General features: G+C 64.8%; 13 protein-coding genes. 9 read left to right on the top strand and 4 right to left on the bottom strand.

The window, feature by feature from the left end; all coding sequences use genetic code 11:
* Positions 1–21 precede the first annotated feature (21 nt).
* Together ABD283_RS11110 and ABD283_RS11105 are read right to left on the bottom strand one after the other, a co-directional pair.
* A complete protein-coding gene (locus ABD283_RS11110) occupies positions 22–1,287 on the bottom strand; it encodes an MFS transporter (protein ID WP_344225089.1) in 1,266 nt (421 codons plus the stop codon).
* A gap of 97 nt (positions 1,288–1,384) precedes the next feature.
* Positions 1,385–2,956: a molybdopterin-dependent oxidoreductase gene (locus ABD283_RS11105; protein ID WP_344225088.1), complete on the bottom strand. Its 1,572-nt coding sequence runs from the start codon at positions 2,954–2,956 to the stop codon at positions 1,385–1,387.
* A gap of 381 nt (positions 2,957–3,337) precedes the next feature.
* Between ABD283_RS11105 and ABD283_RS11100 the strand changes: the two genes are divergently transcribed.
* From ABD283_RS11100 to ABD283_RS11085, 4 genes are all read left to right on the top strand, one after another.
* Positions 3,338–4,945, top strand: coding sequence for an AMP-binding protein (locus tag ABD283_RS11100; protein WP_344225087.1), 1,608 nt, complete (start codon positions 3,338–3,340; stop codon positions 4,943–4,945).
* A 180-nt stretch (positions 4,946–5,125) separates the two neighbouring features.
* Positions 5,126–5,575, top strand: a complete 450-nt coding sequence (locus tag ABD283_RS11095) for an acyl-CoA thioesterase (RefSeq protein WP_344225086.1) — start codon at positions 5,126–5,128, stop codon at positions 5,573–5,575.
* Complete coding sequence (locus ABD283_RS11090) at positions 5,572–6,486, top strand: SMP-30/gluconolactonase/LRE family protein (RefSeq protein ID WP_344225085.1); 915 nt, start codon at positions 5,572–5,574, stop codon at positions 6,484–6,486. Before ABD283_RS11095 ends, ABD283_RS11090 begins: the two co-directional genes overlap by 4 nt.
* Before the next feature lie 151 nt (positions 6,487–6,637).
* On the top strand, positions 6,638–9,379 hold the full coding sequence (locus ABD283_RS11085; protein ID WP_344225084.1) for a beta-eliminating lyase-related protein: 2,742 nt from the start codon (positions 6,638–6,640) through the stop codon (positions 9,377–9,379).
* 156 nt (positions 9,380–9,535) lie between these two features.
* On the opposite strand, the gene nagB is transcribed toward ABD283_RS11085, so the two are convergent.
* Positions 9,536–10,327: a glucosamine-6-phosphate deaminase gene (gene nagB, locus ABD283_RS11080; protein WP_344225083.1), complete on the bottom strand. Its 792-nt coding sequence runs from the start codon at positions 10,325–10,327 to the stop codon at positions 9,536–9,538.
* A 153-nt stretch (positions 10,328–10,480) separates the two neighbouring features.
* On the opposite strand from nagB, the gene nagA reads away from it, so the two are divergent.
* Both nagA and ABD283_RS11070 read left to right on the top strand, forming a co-directional pair.
* Entirely contained in the window at positions 10,481–11,668 is a 1,188-nt protein-coding gene (nagA, locus tag ABD283_RS11075) for an N-acetylglucosamine-6-phosphate deacetylase (protein ID WP_344225082.1), read from the top strand.
* A 48-nt stretch (positions 11,669–11,716) separates the two neighbouring features.
* Positions 11,717–12,484 carry a TetR/AcrR family transcriptional regulator gene (locus ABD283_RS11070; protein ID WP_344225081.1) on the top strand — a complete coding sequence of 256 codons (768 nt, stop codon included), beginning with the start codon at positions 11,717–11,719 and terminating at the stop codon, positions 12,482–12,484.
* On the opposite strand, the gene ABD283_RS11065 is transcribed toward ABD283_RS11070, so the two are convergent.
* Positions 12,448–13,002 (bottom strand): GNAT family N-acetyltransferase, encoded by a 555-nt coding sequence (locus tag ABD283_RS11065; RefSeq protein WP_344225080.1) that lies wholly within the window; start codon positions 13,000–13,002, stop codon positions 12,448–12,450. The two genes, ABD283_RS11070 and ABD283_RS11065, sit on opposite strands and share 37 nt — an antisense overlap.
* Positions 13,003–13,145: 143 nt before the next feature.
* Here ABD283_RS11065 and ABD283_RS11060 point away from each other — a divergent pair, with 143 nt between their 5' ends.
* From ABD283_RS11060 to ABD283_RS11050, 3 genes are read left to right on the top strand one after another with little or no spacing between them, the layout of a single operon-like run.
* The gene (locus tag ABD283_RS11060) at positions 13,146–15,245 is read left to right on the top strand and encodes a 3-hydroxyacyl-CoA dehydrogenase NAD-binding domain-containing protein (protein ID WP_344225079.1); all 2,100 of its coding nucleotides are present in this window, start codon (positions 13,146–13,148) and stop codon (positions 15,243–15,245) included.
* 46 nt (positions 15,246–15,291) lie between these two features.
* Entirely contained in the window at positions 15,292–16,530 is a 1,239-nt protein-coding gene (locus tag ABD283_RS11055; protein WP_344225078.1) for an acyl-CoA dehydrogenase family protein, read from the top strand.
* A 21-nt stretch (positions 16,531–16,551) separates the two neighbouring features.
* The gene (locus ABD283_RS11050) at positions 16,552–18,303 is read left to right on the top strand and encodes an AMP-binding protein (protein ID WP_344225077.1); all 1,752 of its coding nucleotides are present in this window, start codon (positions 16,552–16,554) and stop codon (positions 18,301–18,303) included.
* The last annotated feature ends 416 nt before the right edge of the window (positions 18,304–18,719 follow it).

The raw sequence follows: 18,719 nt of genomic DNA, 5'->3' as shown, positions 1-18,719 counted from the left end.
GGCATGAAATGGCCGGGCGGATCAGTTGGCGGGTCGCGGCGCGCGCAAGGTCCTCACGGCCGCAACCGCCACGACAATCACTGCGATCAGGTACACCAACCCCAGCCCGGAGAAACCGACCATGGCCAGGATCGGCCCGGCCAGCGCACCACCAGCGGCGCCGCACAAGGTCATGACCAGGTCGGAGGTGCCCTGCAGCCCGGGACGGTCCTGCACGGCAACGGACTCGGTGACCATGGTGGAGCCCGCCACGGTAGAAGCGGACCAGCCCAGCCCCAACAGGATCAGGGCTACCAGAACCACCGTCTGATTTTCCGCGCCGAAGAAGGTCAGTAGCAGGGAAACGGCAAAGGTCACCTGCCCTAGAAGCACTGTCTGTGCGCGGCCGATCTTATCCGCGAGCCACCCGAAGACCGGGGACAGCGCATACATGCCTGCAACGTGCAGGCTGATGGTCAGGCCCACGAGTGACAGGGTGGCGCCGTGGCTGGTCAGGTGCACCGGGGTCATGGACATGACCGCTACCATCACCGCGTGGGAGAGTGCCACGATCAGAACGGCCCGGCGAGCAGCGGGTACGGAGCGCAGACTTCCAAACCCGCCGGTGGGACTGGGCTTGTTCTTGACCGAAGCTCCCTGGGCCAGGGCAAGCTTGAGGGGGTCCGGTCGCAGCCCCAGGAAATAGACCGCGGCACCGAGGATTTGTGCGACCATGGCGATGAGGAACCCCCCGGTGAACTGGGGAAGTCCAAGGGCGCGGCCCAGGAGCTCACTGGGTTCGAAGAGATTGGGCCCCACCACGGAACCAATTGTGGTGGACCATACGATCAATGACAGATCCCGGGCGCGAGTCTTCTTCAGAGCCAGGTCCGTGGCGGCGAAACGGGATTGCAGGTTCAATGCCATGCCCGCGCCCTGCAACCCCATACCGATCAACAGCAAGGGAAGCGACCCGAGCACCGCGGCAGTAATGATGACGGCCGCACCAAGGATCGCCACTAACGCTCCGGTGGTCAGCGAGATCCGCCGCCCTCGCCGTTGCGCGAGGCGGGCCAACGGGATGGCCAGAATCGCAGCGCCCAGTGTGTTCATGGTGGCAGCCAGGCCGGACAGCGCACTGGACCCGGACACCTCCGCCACCAGGAGCGCACCGAGAGCCAGCGTGGCGCCCACGCCCAAGCCGCCCATGACCTGACCGGTCGCGAGCACGATCAGGACCTTGCGTTGCAGTCGCTGCTGTTCGAGTTCGGTCAGTGCGCCGCTCGCAGAGGTGGAGGAATCCGTCATGCCTGCATCATGACCGATCACGGGCCGGCGCGCATCCTCGCGCACGGATCGATGTCACGTGCTCGGTGCTCGGCGTCACCGTCCGGTGAGGGGGTGGTCAGGAGCGCACGGTGAAGACCCGCTCGTGCCAGCCCGAGGAACCGTTGGGGTCGGGGCGTGCCCGCTCCGAGGTCTGCACTTGACCGTCCGCGTCCACCGCTCTGACCTGGGCGGTGTGGGAACCGGCAGGAAGATCGGTGACGCGCACGGACCACTGCCGCCAGGTGTCTTCGGACGGCACTGCGGCGAGCGTTGAGTCCACCCATTCCCCGCCATCCACGCGCACCTGAACCGCGGTGATTCCCGTGTTCTGGGCCCACGCGCTGCCCGCGAGGGTCATGTCGGGGTCCACGCTCGCGTTTTCTTGGGGGACGTCGATACGTGAGGACATCTTGATGGGCCCCTTCGCGGACCAACCCCGGGGCGTCCAGTAGCCTTCGGCCTGGTCAAAGCGGGTGACCTCGAGATCCACGAGCCATTTGGTCGCGGAGACGTACCCGTAGAGACCCGAAACCACCATGCGCACCGGATAGCCGTGCTCGAAGGGCAGTGGCTCTCCATTCATGGTCACGGCAAGCATGGCGGTGCGGTTTTCGTCCATGAGGGCGCTCAGGGGTGTCCCGGCCGTGAAACCGTCCTCGGACGTCGAGAGCACCATGTCCGCGTCCGGGCTCACTCCGGCCTCCGTGAGCACTTCTCGCAACGGCACGCCGGTCCACACGGCGTTTCCCACGAGGTCACCGCCTACCTGATTGGACACGCACGCGAGCGTCACCGTGCGTTCGTGCAGCGGACGCCCGATGAGGTCGTCGAAGGTCAGCTCGATCTCCCGGTCCACCATCCCGTGGATGCGTAGTCGCCACTGGCTCACGTCGAGATGGGGGACGCTCAGTGCGGTGTCGATCCGGTAGAAGTCCTCGGCGGGGGTCAACCACGGCTCGGTGCTGGCGACTGTCACCTGGGTCCCGGCGGGGATGGCCTCCCGAGCGACCGGGGCTGGAATGCTCAGCGCGGCGCGCATGTCGGGGACTTTCCGGGCCGCCGACGCTGCCCATCGCCCCACTGCGCCCGCGACCACGCCCAGGGTCAGTGCTCCCGCGGACAGCTGGAGGAATTTACGGCGATCCAGCGGGTCACCGGCCGCGGAAGCTGCCGCACGGCCACCCGCGTAGCTGAGGAATGCGAGGCCGACGCCGGTGCCGACAACCACGGGGACGGCGTTGACCGCGTCCGCACCCGTTCGGGTCATCACGGCGACCAGTCCGACCAGCCCCAGCGCGGCGAGGACCGCGATACCCGTGCGGCGCCGTCGCCGCTCCGCGACGCCGACGAGCAATCCCAGTACCACGAGCCCCACGGCCATCATCACAAACAGGAAAATCTTGTCACCGGTGCCGAACACGGCGATCACGATGTCCTTGACGGGCGAGGGGACAGAATCCACCATGACTCCGCCCACCGCGGTCAGTGGGGACCCCAAGGGTCCGGTCACCCACGCGAAGAATTCGGCGATCCCCACGGCCAGCGCGGTCGCTGCCACGCCCAGCAACTGCCAGGCACCGGTGAAGCTGCGGTGCGTGAGTGGAGCGGCTGCGTCGGCAGAATCCGTGCGGCCCGAGGATGAGGGCATGTCACCAAGGATACGCGGCAACGGCCCAGATCCCTCGTGCCCGCGCCCTGCGAGACGCCGAGCGGTCATCGGCCGTGGATTGAAGTTCCGGATTATTGTGTGACCGGCGCTATCCCGGCCTAGCCCGCAAAGTGACTGGGGCCTAGAGCGCGGAACCGTCATCGACGACAAGGAGGATCTGGGCGGCGGCCAACTCGTGTCTCTCGACCGGCCGGCAACACCTCCGGCAATCGAGGACGCTCACACGGTAACGGGACGAATCAGTACGTTTCCGATAGCAAAACCCGGTTCCGGAACGCCATGGGTGTTAATAATGTGAACCACATCACTCGTTGAGATTCTCAACGATAGAGAATATCCTCTATTGTCAGGAGCTCACCCGTGTCACACCCCGTCAACATCAACCCCGTCCGCGGCTTGCTCTCCAATCAGCGCTACAGCCGTGACCTGGCGGTGGTCATTTACGAGGGCCGTACCCTCAGCTACGACGACTTCGCGGGTAACGTGCGCGAACTTGCGGCGAGCTTGGCGGCGTCGGGCGTGAGTGAGGGTGACCGTGTGGTCTACCTGGGCCTGAACTCCGAAATGTTCCTGCGCACCATGTTCGCCACCTGGTGGCTGGGCGGCGTGTTCGAACCGCTCAACTTCCGTCTTGCCCCGCGCGAGGTCGGCGAGCTCCTGGCGCGCTCCGCACCTCGCGTGATGATTGTGGAGCCCGGTCACGTCCCGGTTGTCGACGCCGCTCTCGGCACCCTCGACAGCTCCGGCCAGGACGGCGCAGAATGGCCTTTCGAGACAGAGACCGTCCTGATCGACAATGATCCCGCGGCACCGCTCAACGACGGCCTCGAAGTTGCCGAGCACTGGACTCCCCTGAGCGGCTTCGTGCAGGGCGCAGCTCAAGTCGAACTCGGCGAGCCAGTGGAAACCACCGATGACAGCCTGGCCATTCTCATGTTCACATCTGGCACCACGGGCAAGCCCAAAGGCGTGCGGCTGAGTCACGGCAATATCTTCTGGAACGCGTTCAATGTGGATTCGCTCGTGGACACCCGCCGCCGGGACATCAATTACGCGGTGGCGCCCCTGTTCCACATCGGTGCGTTGAATTCGTTCACGGTGCGTGCGCTGGTGCGCGGCAACACCACGGTGGTCCGGCGGGGATTCGTGCCGTCCCAGGTGCTCGCGGACATCGAGAACTACGGCGTGAACAACGCATTCTTCGTCCCGGCCATGTTGCTCGCGCTGACCCACGACTCCGAGTTCAAGGGATCGAAACTGGACTCCCTGCGCGCCCTCATCTGCGCTGGAGCGCCCGTACCGCCCGTCGTGATCTCCCTGTTCGAGTCCAAGAACGTTCCCGTTCAGCAGGCGTGGGGTCTGACCGAGACCGCTCCTTTCGCTACCTACCTGCCCACTGAACTGACGTACGAGAAAGCCGGTTCGGCGGGCATGCCCATGCTTTATACAGAGGTGCAGATCATGGACCCCGGCACGGGTGAACCCGTCACCGACCCCGATACCCGTGGCGAATTGTGGGTGCGCGGGCCCAACGTCACGAGCGGTTACTGGGAGGACGAGCGCGCGACCGCCGCAGCCTTCACGGACGGCTGGTTCCACACGGGGGACATTGGTTATCGGGATCCGGACGGCTATTACTACATCGTGGACCGCCTCAAGGACATGATCATCACCGGTGGCGAGAATGTTTATCCCGCGGAGGTCGAACGTGTCCTCGCTGAGCACCCGGACATTTCCGATGCCGCCGTGGTGGGCGCCCCGGACGATCAGTGGGGCGAGCGCATTGTGGCAGTTCTCCGACCGCAGCCCGGGCACGAGGTCCCCTCCATCGAGGAACTGCGACAGTTCTGCAGCGACCGCTTGGCCCGTTACAAGCTCCCTAAGGATCTCGTCGCCGTGGAAGAGGTGCCCCGCAACGGTTCCGGCAAACTCGACAAGGTAGCGAGCCGCCAGTTGGTCCGAGGCTGAGATCCCATGACGACGCCGCTCCAAGCCTGACGTCGCCCCGGGCCAGCTGTGCACCCGTCGCCAGCCTGCCGAGCCGGCAGCTCACCGAGCCGGCGGCACGAAGGCCGCGAGCGGCGTCGTCGTCCAAGACCGGCGCTCGAAACCCGCGACCGCGCCGCGCGACCTTACTAAGCTGAACTCATGCAGCCGAAAACGGACATCACATTCCGCACCCGCAAGTGGGTCAAGCCCGAAGATCTCAATGCCAACGGCACCCTGTTCGGTGGGTCGCTGTTGCGGTGGATCGATGAGGAAGCCGCGATTTACGCGATCGTTCAGCTGGGCAATCAGCGTGCGGTGACCAAGTACATGTCGGAGATCGAGTTCGTGGCCTCCGCCGTGCAGGGCGACATCATCGAGATGGGTCTGACCGCCACCAAGTTCGGCCGCACGTCACTGACCATGCGGGCGCAGGTGCGGAACATGATCACCCGGGAACTGATCCTGAGTATCGACAAGATCGTGTTCGTGAACCTGGACAAGGAAGGCAAGCCGACCCCGCACGGGTACACGGAGATCACCTACGATCGCGACCGGATTCCCACCACCGCGGTGCCGATCGTCAACGAACTGCGCAGGCCCGAGCGATGAACCGGCTCAGTGCACAGCGACTGACCCCGAGCTGGGTCTACCACGGTGAGGGCCCCTGCTGGAGCCCCGAATGGGGCGGCCTGGCGTGGGTCGACATGCTGGCCGGGGACATTCTCACGTTTGGTCGTGACGAACAGCCGCGCCGTCAGCACGTAGGTTCCGTGGCCGCGTGTGTGCGTCCGCGCGTTAACGGCGGCCAGATCATCGCGGTGGAACGAGGCGTGCTCCTCACGGATGCCGCCGGTCATCCCGAGCGCGAGATCACCCTGTGGGAATCGCCGGAGATTCGCATGAACGAGGGCGGGATTGCCCCGGACGGCACCTTCTACATTGGCTCCATGGCCTACGACCAGTCCGAGGGCTCGGCCACGCTCTACCGGGTCTCACCGGGCCTGGAGTGGGAACCGGTGCTTGAAAACGTCACCATCTCCAACGGCATTGCGTGGTCCCCGGACGGTTCGCTCGCCTATTACAACGACACCCCCACGGGTGAGATCTCGGTCTTCAACTGGTCTGCGGCAAACGGCCTGCACAATCGCCGCACCTTCGTGAAGCCGGTGATCGATGACGACGCCGCGGCCGGCGCGTGGGACGCGGACGAAGAGTACGAACCCGGCAGCGTGTCCGCCAACCCGGACGGCTTGACCGTGGACTCCGAGGGCGCGGTATGGACGGCACTCAACGGTGCAGGACAGGTCCACCGCTATCTTCCGGACGGGACCCTGGACACCGTGGTGAGCGTGGGAGCAAAGCAGACCACCGCGTGCACGCTGGGTGGTCAGGATCTGCGGACCCTGTACATCACCACCTCCCGCGAGAACCTGCCGGACGACGTGCAGCCCACCGCAGGGTCCCTGTATTCGGTACGCGTTGCCGTTCCGGGCCTGCCCACGGCGAAGTTCGCCGGCTGAAACCGGTTGCTCACGCCTCCACCGGATGGGTTCGACCGCTGAGACGGAGTCGCGGTCGCAAACTGTTATGTTCCGCGAGCCCCCATTGGCCCGGACATAGGATGAACGTTCAACAGTTCGGCGCAGGCAATGGAGCAAGCGGAGGAATTCGATGGAGACACCGGCCACGGACCACCTAGGTCAGAACAACCGTCGGGGGAGTGCCACCGGAAACCTTGAACCGGACCCGGGAATGCCGGCCAGCACGTGGCGGCTGCGCAGCGACGCATGGGAGTATCTGCGGTTCGCCATGAAGCGCATCGCGCTCGGCAACGAGGACAAGGAAGCCCTCGCCGCGGACAGCGAACTCCAGCGCTCCCTGCGCGCGCTGGAAACGGTCGAGATGTACTGGGCCGGATTCGGTCAGCGCTACGTGGCCTCCATCCGCGAGATGCTGGAACAGGACGATTACCACATGGCCCTCGACCGGATCGGAAAGGTGGTCAACCGGCTGCGCGGCGACACCGTGCCGGATACCGCCCGCGATGACTTTGCGGACGAGTCGGAGAATTCGGATCTGCTGATCGACACCGATCCGCGGCCCCGCTTCGAAGTGCTGATCGTGGACGAGAGCACTCAGGCGGACCGTGATGGCCTGCGCGCCGAGGGCCTGCGGCTGCGTTCCTCCGCCGACGACTTCATTTACGAGTACGTGATCGTGCCCTCCGCGGATGACGCCGTGGCCGCTGTCCTGACGAACCCCAACATTCTGGCGTGCGTGGTCCGCCCCGGATTCAGTGAGCGCTCCCGGCAGCCGCTGAGCCGCGATCTCAAGAACTCGATTCAGATGGCTCGCAATCTGGTGAGCCCGGAATCGGCATCCGTCCGCACCCCGTTGGCGTCGATCCAGCGAGTGCTGCGCCTGGCCGACACCCTCGCGGCGCTGCGCCCGGAGATGGATCTCTACCTCATGGCGGGTGCGCACATCGAGGGCCTGTCCGGTGCCTTGACCCACCGCTTCCGTCGCGTGTTCCGGCGCGAGGACAAGCTAGAGCTCCACCTGACATTGCTGCGCAGGGTGTCCCACCTGTACGACACCCCGTTCTTCTCCGCGGTGCAGGAGCACGCCCGGCGTCCGGTGGGAGTCTTCCACGCGCTGCCGATTGCCCGCGGTGGTTCCGTGGTGGGCTCCAAATGGATCAAGGACCTGGTGGACTTCTACGGGTTGAATCTGCTGCTGGCCGAAACCTCCGCCACTTCCGGCGGGTTGGACTCGCTCCTCGCACCGGTGCGCACCCTGAAGAAGGCCCAGGAATTGGCGGCTCGTGCGTACGGGGCCAAGCACACGTTCTTCGTGACCAATGGAACTTCGACCGCCAACAAGATCGTGCACCAGGCACTGTTGTCGCCCAATGATGTGGTGCTCGTGGACCGCAACTGTCACAAGTCCCACCACCACGCGGTGGTTCTCACCGGTGCCCGTCCGGCCTACCTCGAGGCGTACCCGCGCAACGAGTTCGCGTTCTACGGGGCGGTGCCGCTGTCCCGCATCAAGCAGTTGCTGCTGGATTACCGGGCACAGGGGCGCCTGGACGAGGTCCAGCTGGTCACGCTCACCAACTGCACCTTCGACGGCATTGTCTACGACCCCGAGCGGGTCATGGCGGAGTGCCTGGCCATCAAGCCGGACCTGGTCTTCCTCTGGGACGAGGCCTGGTTTGCCTTTGCCACCTTCCACCCGGTCACGCGACGTCGTACTGCCATGTGGGCGGCCACCCACCTCAAGGAACGGATGGGTACCAGGGCCCATCAGATTGCCTACCGCGAGCAGCAGAAGCGGCTGTTCGACGAACAGGGGAACCCCGCACCGGACGAGGTGTGGTTGGAGGAGCGCCTGATCCCCGCCCCGGATGCCAAGATCCGCGTGTACGCCACCCAATCCACGCACAAGACCCTCACCGCCTTGCGGCAGGGGTCCATGATCCACGTTCACGACGACGAATGGGTGCGGGAAGCCGAAGAGCCGTTCCACGAGGCGTACATGACGCACACCTCCACCTCACCCAACTACCAGATCCTCACGTCCCTGGACATCGGGCGCCGCCAGGTGGAACTCGAGGGTTACGAGCTTGTGCAGCGGCAACTGGACCTGGCCACGAGCCTGTCCCAGGCCATCGCGCGCCATCCACTGCTGCGCCGGAGCTTCCGCGTACTCACGGCCCACGATTTGGTGCCCCGGGAGAACCGCGAGGTCGGCCGACCCATGCCGTTGCGTGACGGGCTGGCCAGCATGTGGAAGGCGTGGACCACGGATGAGTTCGTGGTGGATCCCAGCCGCATCACCATCGAGATCAGCCGGACCGGTGTGGACGGTGACACGTTCAAGCACGACCTGCTCATGGACCGCTACGGCATTCAGGTGAACAAGACGAGCCGGAACACCGTGCTGTTCATGACCAACATCGGTACCTCGCGCAGCGCGATCGCGTATCTCGTGGAGGTGCTCGTCAAGCTCGCCCAGCGTTTCGAGGACGAGAACTCTCAGCTCGATCCGGAGCTCGCGGCCAAGGTCGATGACACCCCCATGCCGCCGCTGCCGGACTTCAGTTCCTTCGCTCCCGGGTACGCCACGGACGAGGAGCTTCCGGACGGTGACATGCGGGCCGCCTTTTTCAAGGGCCAGCGCCGCAAGTCCGTGGAACACATTGCCCACGAGGAGCTGCGCGAGCGGGTGGCCAACGGTGAGAAACCCGTCTCGGCCGGGTTCGTGACGCCATACCCGCCAGGCTTCCCGGTGCTGGTTCCGGGTCAGATCATTTCCCCGGACGTTCTGGATTTCATGGCGGTGCTGGATACTCGCGAGATCCACGGTTACGACCCGCGCAAGGGCTACCGCGTCCTGCGGGATTCCTAGTTCACTTTCGGGTACGACGACGCCGCGGGGCCCGGTGCCCCGCGGCGCTTTCGTTCCAGGGCGGGTACGGCGCACTCGGTGCCCTTGGATCCGAGCACGGACAGAAATTCCGCCCGCAGCCCATGGCGGTCGCGCTCGCTGGCGGAGGCAGCTCGACTAGGGCAAAAGCCCCAGTTCGTCATTGAGCGATTGGACGTGCCGGTAGTAATCCACGTTCTCCAGTCGGCTCGCTGCGGCGGGGTCCAGGATCACGGTGGCATGAGGGTGCATTTGCAGCACCGAGGCCGGGCACGCGGAGGAGACCGGGCCCTCCACCGCCGCGGCGACGGCGTCGGCCTTTCCCTCTCCCTGTGCCACGAGCACGGCGTGACGGCTGTCCAGGATGGTTCCGAGGCCCTGGGTCAGGCAGAGCTTGGGGACGGTCTCGCCCTCACCGAAGAACCGTGCGTTGTCCTCGCGGGTCTGCTGCGTCAGCGCCTTGATCCGGGTGCGTGAAGCCAATGACGAAGAGGGCTCGTTGAAGCCGATGTGGCCGTTGGCCCCAATTCCCAGCAGTTGCACGTCGATCCCGCCGGACAGGCGGATCGTCTCTTCGTAGGTCGCGGCGGCTTGGCGCAGTGCTTCGGGGTCCGGGTCGGCGGCGTCGGGGGAGTGCAGGGCACCCACGGGCAGATCCACGTGATCCACGAACCCGTCGCGGATGGTGGCCCTGTAGGACCGCGAATCAGACGGCTGTAGCCCCACGTACTCGTCGAGGGTGAAGGCCACGCACTCGGCGAAGGACACCTCCGATTCGCGATAACGGCGAATCAGATCTTGGTAAACGGGCAGCGGTGAACTCCCCGTCGCGAGCCCGAGTACGCAGGGCCCCTGCTCGACCCTCGCGGCAAAGATGCTCGCGGCAACCTGCCCGGTCTCCGCCACGGATTCGCACAGCACCAGTCGCACGGCGTCAGCCCTTCACTCTTCTTGGTCGTCAGTTTCATTCAGCGTGACTCATGCCTGAGGGAACCTCAATAGACGTGGTCACATCGACGCTCGAAGAACGCATAATGAAGAACATTCATACTTCACGCGGGCTGTCCAAGGAGGAATCCCCACATGATTCGGGACCGCACTGAGCGCATCCTGCTTCACAGCGCCCACTTGGTCACAGATGGCCAGGTGACTCGGGATGGTTGGCTGCTGCTCCGTGACGGCCTGATCGAAGACATGGGGACCGGAGAGTCTTGGCGCTCGCGGGTGACCACTGCGCAGGCGGGCGTGAATGATCAAACGGAAGTGGTTGATCTAAAGGGGGCTTGGGTGGCCCCCGGGTTCGTGGACATTCACTGTCACGGGGCGGGGGGATTCGCTTTCGATGACGGCCCCGACGCTGCGCTCAAAGCACTTGACGTTCATCGACAGCACGGCACTACATCGTCAGTTCTTTCTTTCGTGACCGACACGGTCCCGGCCATGGCCGAGCGACTGGCCTGGGCCGCGCATCTCACGGAAGAGCATCCCGCAGTCCTCGGCTCCCACGCGGAGGGCCCGTTCCTGGATCCCGGCCACCGAGGGGCTCATGATGAGAAGCTCCTGGTCAACCCCACCACGGAAGCCACGGTGGAACTGATCGAAGCAGCACGGGGAACCCTGCGCCAGATCACCCTGGCACCGGAGCGGGACGGGGCGGCACGTGCCATCACCGACCTGTGCGCTGCGGGGATCACCGTGGCGGTGGGGCATACGGATGCGACGTACGAAGACGCACGGCAGGCCTTTGATGCGGGCGCACGAATCCTGACCCACGCCTTCAACGGGATGAATGCCATCCACCACCGGGCCCCCGGGCCCGTGGTGGCGGCACTGGCCCGTGAAGACATCACGCTGGAACTGATCTGCGACGGGGTGCACGTACATCCGCAGGTGATGGCCATGATCTTCGGTTCCGCGCGGGAGCGCACCGCGCTCATCACGGACGCCATGTCCGCCACCTGCATGCACGACGGCGACTACACGTTGGGTTCACTGCCGGTCACGGTGACAGATGGGGTCGCGAGATTGGCCGGTGGCGGTTCCATTGCCGGTTCCACTCTCACCATGGACAAGGTTGTTAAGCGCGCGGTCGAAGAAGTGGGGCTACCGCTGGAGCAGGCCGTGTATGCCGCTACGCAGGCACCGTTGCGTGCGATCAACGCGGGTGAAGACCGTGGCCGTTTGGCGCCGGGTTTGCGAGCCGACCTCGTGGTGCTCACCAAGGACCTGAACGTAGAGAGCGTCTACGTGGCCGGTAAAAAAGCGACCTGAAGCACCACAGGGGTGCTGGCAAGGGCTACCATCTCGGCAGGAGGCCAGATGAGTACCGCACCCGGGACGACCGGCGACGTCGTCACCAAATCAATCCGCCTGTTGGCCGCGCAGGGTTACCACGCGACCACCGTGGACAAATTGGCCCAGGCTACCGGGGTCAGTCGGGCCACGTTCTTCCGTAAGTACGGGTCCAAGGAGGAAATCGTCTTCGCGGATCACGCGTCCAACCTGGAACGCCTCGAGCAACTGTTGAGCAGGCCGAGTCTCAGCGCGCAGGCGGGACTGGCGGAAGGTGTGCAGCTGGTTTTCCGGCACAACCTGGATCACTCGGACCGCGCGATCGCCCGGCATCACTTGCTGCAGCAGGTGGAGAGTCTCCGAGACCGGGAGCTGGCTACGTCGCACCGCTATGAGCGACTCTTCCAAGGATTCCTGCGCAGGGTGCTCCCCGAAAATGCGGATCAGCGCGTCACTGCGGTATCCCTGGCCTCGGCCACCGTGGCCGTGCACAACGCCTATCTCCGCACCTGGCTGCGGGATCCGCAGGCGAACAACGGTGAGCAGCTCGCCGCCGGACTCAATCAGCGCATCGGCTGGTTGTGCACGGCCTTCGGCCTGTCGCCTGGGGCCGGCCGTATAGCAAGTGCGCCGCGCCAACCAGAGGCAGCGGCGTCGGCATCACCTGTCGTCGTGGTGCTCCAGGAGGGGGCTGACCCCCGGGAAGCCGCGGAGCAGACGGCGCGCACGGTTTACGAAGCCCTGGCTACGGGCCGGCGTCAGTCGAACTCGCGCTCCGAGACCAACACCCCGTAGATCAGTTCATCGCGCCATTCGCCCAGCTGGAAGTGGCTCTCGCGCAGGGTCGCTTCGTGGCGCATGCCGATGCGTTCGCAGACTTTGGCCGATGCCACGTTGAGGCTGTCCAGGCGGGCGAACACACGGTGCGCGCCCAACTTCTGGAAGGCGGCGTCCACGGCTGCGTAGGCGGCCTCGGCGGCGTAACCCTTGCCCGTGTGGTCCGGGTGAAGCGCCCAGCCGATCTCGACCTGGGCGGACTCGGCATCGGCGAGCGTCAGGACGATTTCTCCTGCCAGTTCGTCCGTGTCGTGGGGGGAGACGGCAAGGCGGAATTGATCCCCGTCCTCAGCCCAGGGGCGTTCGCCCAGGTGGTCCTTGACCATGCCTATGACATCGTCCATGTCCCGCGGTCCACGCCAGGCGTGGACGGCGTAATCGTCATGAGATTGGTAGGAGTGCATCGGCTCAATATCTGCCTCGGTGAGCCGGCGGAAAGTCAGGCGCTGAGAGCGCAAGGGCAGCACGTTTTTCATCTCGTTCAGCCTATCGACGGGGTGCCCTGAAAAGCTGCCCCGAATGAAACGCAATATCTTGACGTGAGACGCAGTCTCAGGGCAATCTGGGGGATGATGATGTGGCATGGGCCACAGCCCCCTTCAGTACCCAGGAGTTCAGCGTGACCGAGTCCAAATTCCCCTCCACCGTGACCATCACCGTGGATTATCCGGCCCTACCCGGTCGCGAACGACCGATTGCCCTACTCAGCCTGGGTTCCGCGGATTCCAACGGGTTGATCATCTGGGGCTCGGAGGCATTGCAGCAGCTGCGCAATGAACTCACCGCTATCGACACAGCCGCGGTCGAGGCGGTCGTGGTCACCGGCAACACCAAGTCCTTTGGTGCCGGGGCAAATCTCAAGGAGATCCGCCACGCTCAGCTCAACGATGTGTCAGAAGATTACATCTGGGCCGGCCACGAGACCTTCGCGGTGCTCGCGGACATGCCTGTACCCACCTTCTCGCTCGTCACGGGCATGGCTCTTGGCGGCGGCATGGAACTCGCCCTGCACTCGGACTATCGCTTGGCAACCTCGGGCAAGGCGCAACTCGGTCTGCCCGAATGCCACCTCGGATTCTTCCCGGGCTGGGGCGGCGTCTACCTGCTGCCGCACTTGATCGGTGCCAAAGCCGCGCTCGACGTGATCGTCACCGATTCCATGCGTGGACGTAACCTCAAGCCCCAACAGGCCCTCGAAATCGGCATGGTCGACGCCGTTCTGGACGGTTCACCGGGCACGGAAGAGTGGGATCAACAATGGCAGCAATGGGTTGTTGACGCACTCGAGGGCAAACATGAGCCCCGCAAGACCACCGATGGCGACGGCGCTTGGCAAGACGCCGTCGACGCCGCCCGCGCCAAGGCCGAGCGGGCCTGGCACGGAGCTGCGCCCGGTCCCGTGGCCGCCATCGATCTCGTGGGCCGCGCCCGCACGGATTCTCGACACGCCAACGCTGCCGCCGCAGTCCAGCTGGCCTCGTCCGTGCTTCGGACCGACGCCGCCAAGGCCTCCCTGTACGCGTTCGAATTGGTGACCGCCCGCCGCCGCGAGGCCGCCAACGTGCCGGACGCCCCCGTGCGCCCCATCCGCAAGGCCGCCGTCATTGGCGCGGGTCTGATGGCGGGCCAGCTCGCGAGTTTGATCGCCCAGGGCGCCCAGATCCCCGTAGTCATGACCGATCTGGACGACGAGCGTCTGGCCGCCGGTGTGCAGCGCACCCGCGACCGTTTCACGGCCCAGGCAGAAAAGGGCCGTATGAAGCCCGAACAGGCCGAGAAGCTGGGGTCCCTGATCACCGGCGCGGAGTCACCGGAGGACCTGGCGGACGCGGACTTCGTGATCGAGGCTGTCTTCGAGGAACTTGAGGTCAAGAAGAAGGTCTTCGCGCAGTGGGAGCCGGTACTGCGTGATGATGCGATCCTGGCGACCAATACTTCATCCCTGTCCGTGACTGCCATGGGCGAGGGGCTGAAACACCCCGATCGGCTCGTGGGATTCCACGTGTTCAACCCGGTGGAGGTCACGCCGCTGCTCGAGATCGTGGCTGCGGAGTCCACCGATGATTCCACCCTGGCCACCGCTTTCGACCTCGCGGCCAAACTGCGCCGGATTGCCGTGCTCGTCAAGGACGCCCCGAGCTTCGTGGTCAACCGGGTGCTGACCCGCATGTATGACGAGATCGGCCGCGCCATCGACGCCGGCGGTGACCCCAAGACCGTAGACCAGGCATTGGCGCCCATGGGCCTTCCCATGTCGCCGCTGCAACTCTTGGACTTCGTGGGCCCCGCGGTGCTCGTGCACATCACCCACACCATGAACGATGCCTACCCGGAGCGCTTCACCCTGTCCCCGTGGTTGGACGCCGTGGCCGAGGCGGGCCTCACCAATGTGCTGCCCAAGCGCGGCGAAGAATCCGACACCTACCTCACCCTGCAGGCCGAACAGGCGCGGGAGCGCACGCAAGGTGAGGGGGCGGCGTCGTCGGCGGGGGACGACGGCGCCAACGGTCAGTTGCTCACGCGTGTCCAGGACGCGCTCGCGGACGAAATCGGGCACATGCTCGACGAGGGCGTGGTGGCCTCCGCCCGTGACGTGGATCTGTGCATGATTCTGGGCGCCAACTACCCGTTCCATCTGGGTGGCATCACTCCGTACCTGGACCGTTGCGGCGCCGCCGAGCGCGTGCGCGGCCAGCGCTTCGACGCGTCCCAGAACTGACTTACCTCACTGAGAACCACCGAGAATTCACGAAAGAGATCACACCATGACTCAGCAACCCACCGGCGACCAGGAGCTGTTCCCGCAGGGCACGGTCGAACCCGAATACTCACTCAATGACGTGCTCGATACGGATGCTGCCGGCGTTTACGCGGACATCACGGACGAGGATCGTGCCCATTGGATGCGCGCCCGTGCGTTCGTGCAGGACGAGCTGCTGGGCGTGATCCATGAGCACTGGGATCGCGGCGAGTACCCGCTGGACCTGGTTGACCGCATGGGTGAGCTTGACCTGCTGCGCGACGGCGTGGACGTAACCGGTTACGCACCCATGTCCAAAATGGCGGCGGGCCTGGTGACCATGGAACTCTCGCGCGGTGACGGCTCCATCTCCACCGTGAGCGGCGTGCAGGGCGGGTTGGCCATGCGCTCGATCGCCATGTGTGGCAACGATGAGCAGCGTGAGCGCTGGCTGCCCGATATGGCCTCCGGCAAACTGTTGGGCTCCTTCGCGCTCACCGAACCCACTCACGGCTCCGACTCGATCGGCTTGGAAACCCGCGCCACACCCGTTGAGGGCGGTTTCATCCTCAACGGTGAGAAGAAATGGATCGGCAACGGGTCCATGGGTGGCATCACCGTGGTGTGGGCTCGCAATGACACCACCAACGCGGTGCAGGGGTTCGTGGTCCCGCAGGAGTCGGAGGGCTACGCCGGTACGACCATCCGCGGCAAGCTGGCGTTGCGCGCCATCCACCAGGCCCACATCCGCATGGACAATGTGTTCGTGCCCACCGAGAACGTTCTGCCGGGTGCCGGTTCGTTCCGGGACACTTCCGCGGTGCTGTTCGCGACGCGCATCGGGGTGGCCTGGGCAGCCGTGGGCCAGGCTGTGGCCTGTTATGAGACCGCTGTGCAGTACGCGGCCCAGCGCGAGCAGTTCGGCCGACCGCTGGCGGCGTCGCAGATTGTGCAGGAGCGGCTGGCCCGCATGCTCAGCGAGTTGACCTCCATGCAAACGCTCGTGATGGCCATGGCGCGCAAGGAAGAGGCAGGCACCCTGACCGGGCCCCAGGCCTCGCTGGCCAAGTACACCGCGACCCGCACCGCCCGTCGTGTTGCGGCCAATGCGCGCGATCTTTTGGGTGGCAACGGCATTCTGGTGGAAAATCGTGTTGCGCGTCACTTTGCGGACGTCGAGGCCCTGCACACCTACGAGGGCACCGAAACCGTCCAGGCGCTCATCATCGGCAGGTCCATCACCGGTTTCTCGGCCTACAACTAAGTCACCGATTACAGGAGCACCATGTACGCGAACGCACAGCCCCTGTCCCCGCTGCGATTCATCGAGCGCAGCGCGGAAGTATTTCCCCGGCGAGAGGCCATTGTCTACGGCGATCAATCGTGGACCTACGAGGAGTTCGAGCGAGACGTACGTCGCTTCGCCACCGCGCTCCTGCCGCACCTCCCGGCGGTTTCCACTTCTGACGACGCCGCCGCGTCCAGTGGCGTCGCGGGTAACGGGAAACCGGGCGGTGCGGCAGCTTCCAGTGAGGACTCCGCACGAGGTGGGGCTGAGCACGGGGAGTACCTGGGTGCCGAGCAACTGATGCGGTCCCTCCCCACAGTGGCCGTGATCGCACCCAACCTGCCTGCACTGCTACTGGCCCACTACGCGGTGCCGGCGGCCGGAGCGGTATTGGTGCCGTTGAACCCGCGGCTCTCCACGCGCGAGCTCGACTACATCCTCGAACACAGCGAGGCCAGCGTGGTCATCGCAGACACTTCTGTACTGGACACCGTGGTCTCCGCGATCGATGGTAAGGAGGGCATCACCCTCGTCCAGCTGCCCGATGAGCAGGCCGGTATCGAACCCGTGCGGGATCACTCCTATGGCGAGATCCCCACGTTCGACCAGTTCATCGATATGGAGCCCCAGGAAGTCGGCGGCGCGGCGTCGTCGGGCGAACGAGGCGTGAGCTACAAGGTGGCGGATGAAAACTCACCCATCACGTTGAACTACACCTCCGGGACCACCGGGCGTCCCAAGGGAGTGTTGTACGGGCACCGCGGGGCGTATCTGAACAGTCTGGGCGAGGTGTTCCACAACGGATTCGACGGCGCGACCCGCTACCTGTGGACGCTGCCCATGTTCCACTGCAATGGATGGTGCACCACGTGGGCGGTGACCGCGGCCGGTGGTACGCACGTGTGTTTGCGTGCTGTGCGCCCCGATGCCATCTGGGATGCGTTCGACAACCAGGGCATTACTCACCTGTGTGGGGCACCGGCCGTGTGCTCGATCATCGTGGACGCGGAGGAGGCGCACTCACTCGAGAGCCCCATTCGCATCACCACCGCGGGGGCCCCGCCGGCGCCGAGCATCATCGAGCGTCTGGAGAATGCGGGGTTCGGCATCGTGCATGTATACGGGCTGACCGAGGTGTTCGGACCCATCACTATTTGCGAGCCGCAAGAAGAGTGGAAGGATCTTTCCCCGCAGGAACGCGCTCAGCAGATGTCCCGCCAGGGTGTGGGCATGGTGCAGGCGGAAGCGGCGCGCATCGTGGACACCGACATGAACGATGTTCCCGCGGACGGCGAGACACTCGGGGAAGTAGTGCTGCGTGGCAACAACGTGATGATCGGGTACTACAAGGACACGGAGGCCACGGAAAAGGCCTTCTTCGGTGGCTGGTTCCACACCGGTGATCTGGGCGTTATGCACCCCAACGGCTATATCCAGCTGCGCGACCGCGCCAAGGACATCATCATTTCCGGAGGCGAGAACATCTCGTCCATCGAGGTCGAACAGGCGCTGTACTCCCACCCGGACGTGATCGATGTGGCCGTGATCGGTGTCCCTCACGAGAAGTGGGGTGAACGACCGGTAGCGCACGTGGTTCGTTCGGGCGGTTCCTCAGTGACCGAGGATGAGCTGCGTGAACACGTGCGCGGACGCCTGAGCGGATTCAAGGTGCCGGACACCGTGACCTTCAGCGACGAACTACCGCGAACCGCCACAGGCAAGGTGCGAAAGAACCTTCTGCGGGGGTAGCGGTCACAGACGGGTGCGCCCACTGGTCAGAGAGGCGCCATCCCCAGGGGCGCAGGGGCACCGTAGTGACCCAGGCCACTTATAACACAGACTCCGGCCACCGCTTTGCGCGGTGGTCGGAGTCTGTGTAAAGTATTCCGAGTCGCCGCAAGGACGGACAAGCGAGAAATCGCCTTCCCGGCACCGCCGACAGCCTCCAACCACTTCCTGAGCTTCGCTTTGGCGTGAACGTCAGTTTGCGAAAAGGAAAACGGATGGATAAGCTGGAGAGGTTGCCGCAAGGGCAAGCGAAGAGCTTCCGAATTTAGCGGCAAGACCAACCGACAAAAAGACCTTCGGGTTTCTTGTGTGGTTTGTTGTTTGTCAACTCAATAGTGTGCCTAGTTTGTTGATACCAAGAATGTTTTATTTTTTGG

Origin of the sequence: Kocuria atrinae, from assembly GCF_039531425.1 — a bacterium.
GTDB lineage: Bacteria > Actinomycetota > Actinomycetes > Actinomycetales > Micrococcaceae > Kocuria > Kocuria atrinae.
This window is presented reverse-complemented; position numbering and strand designations above follow the sequence as displayed.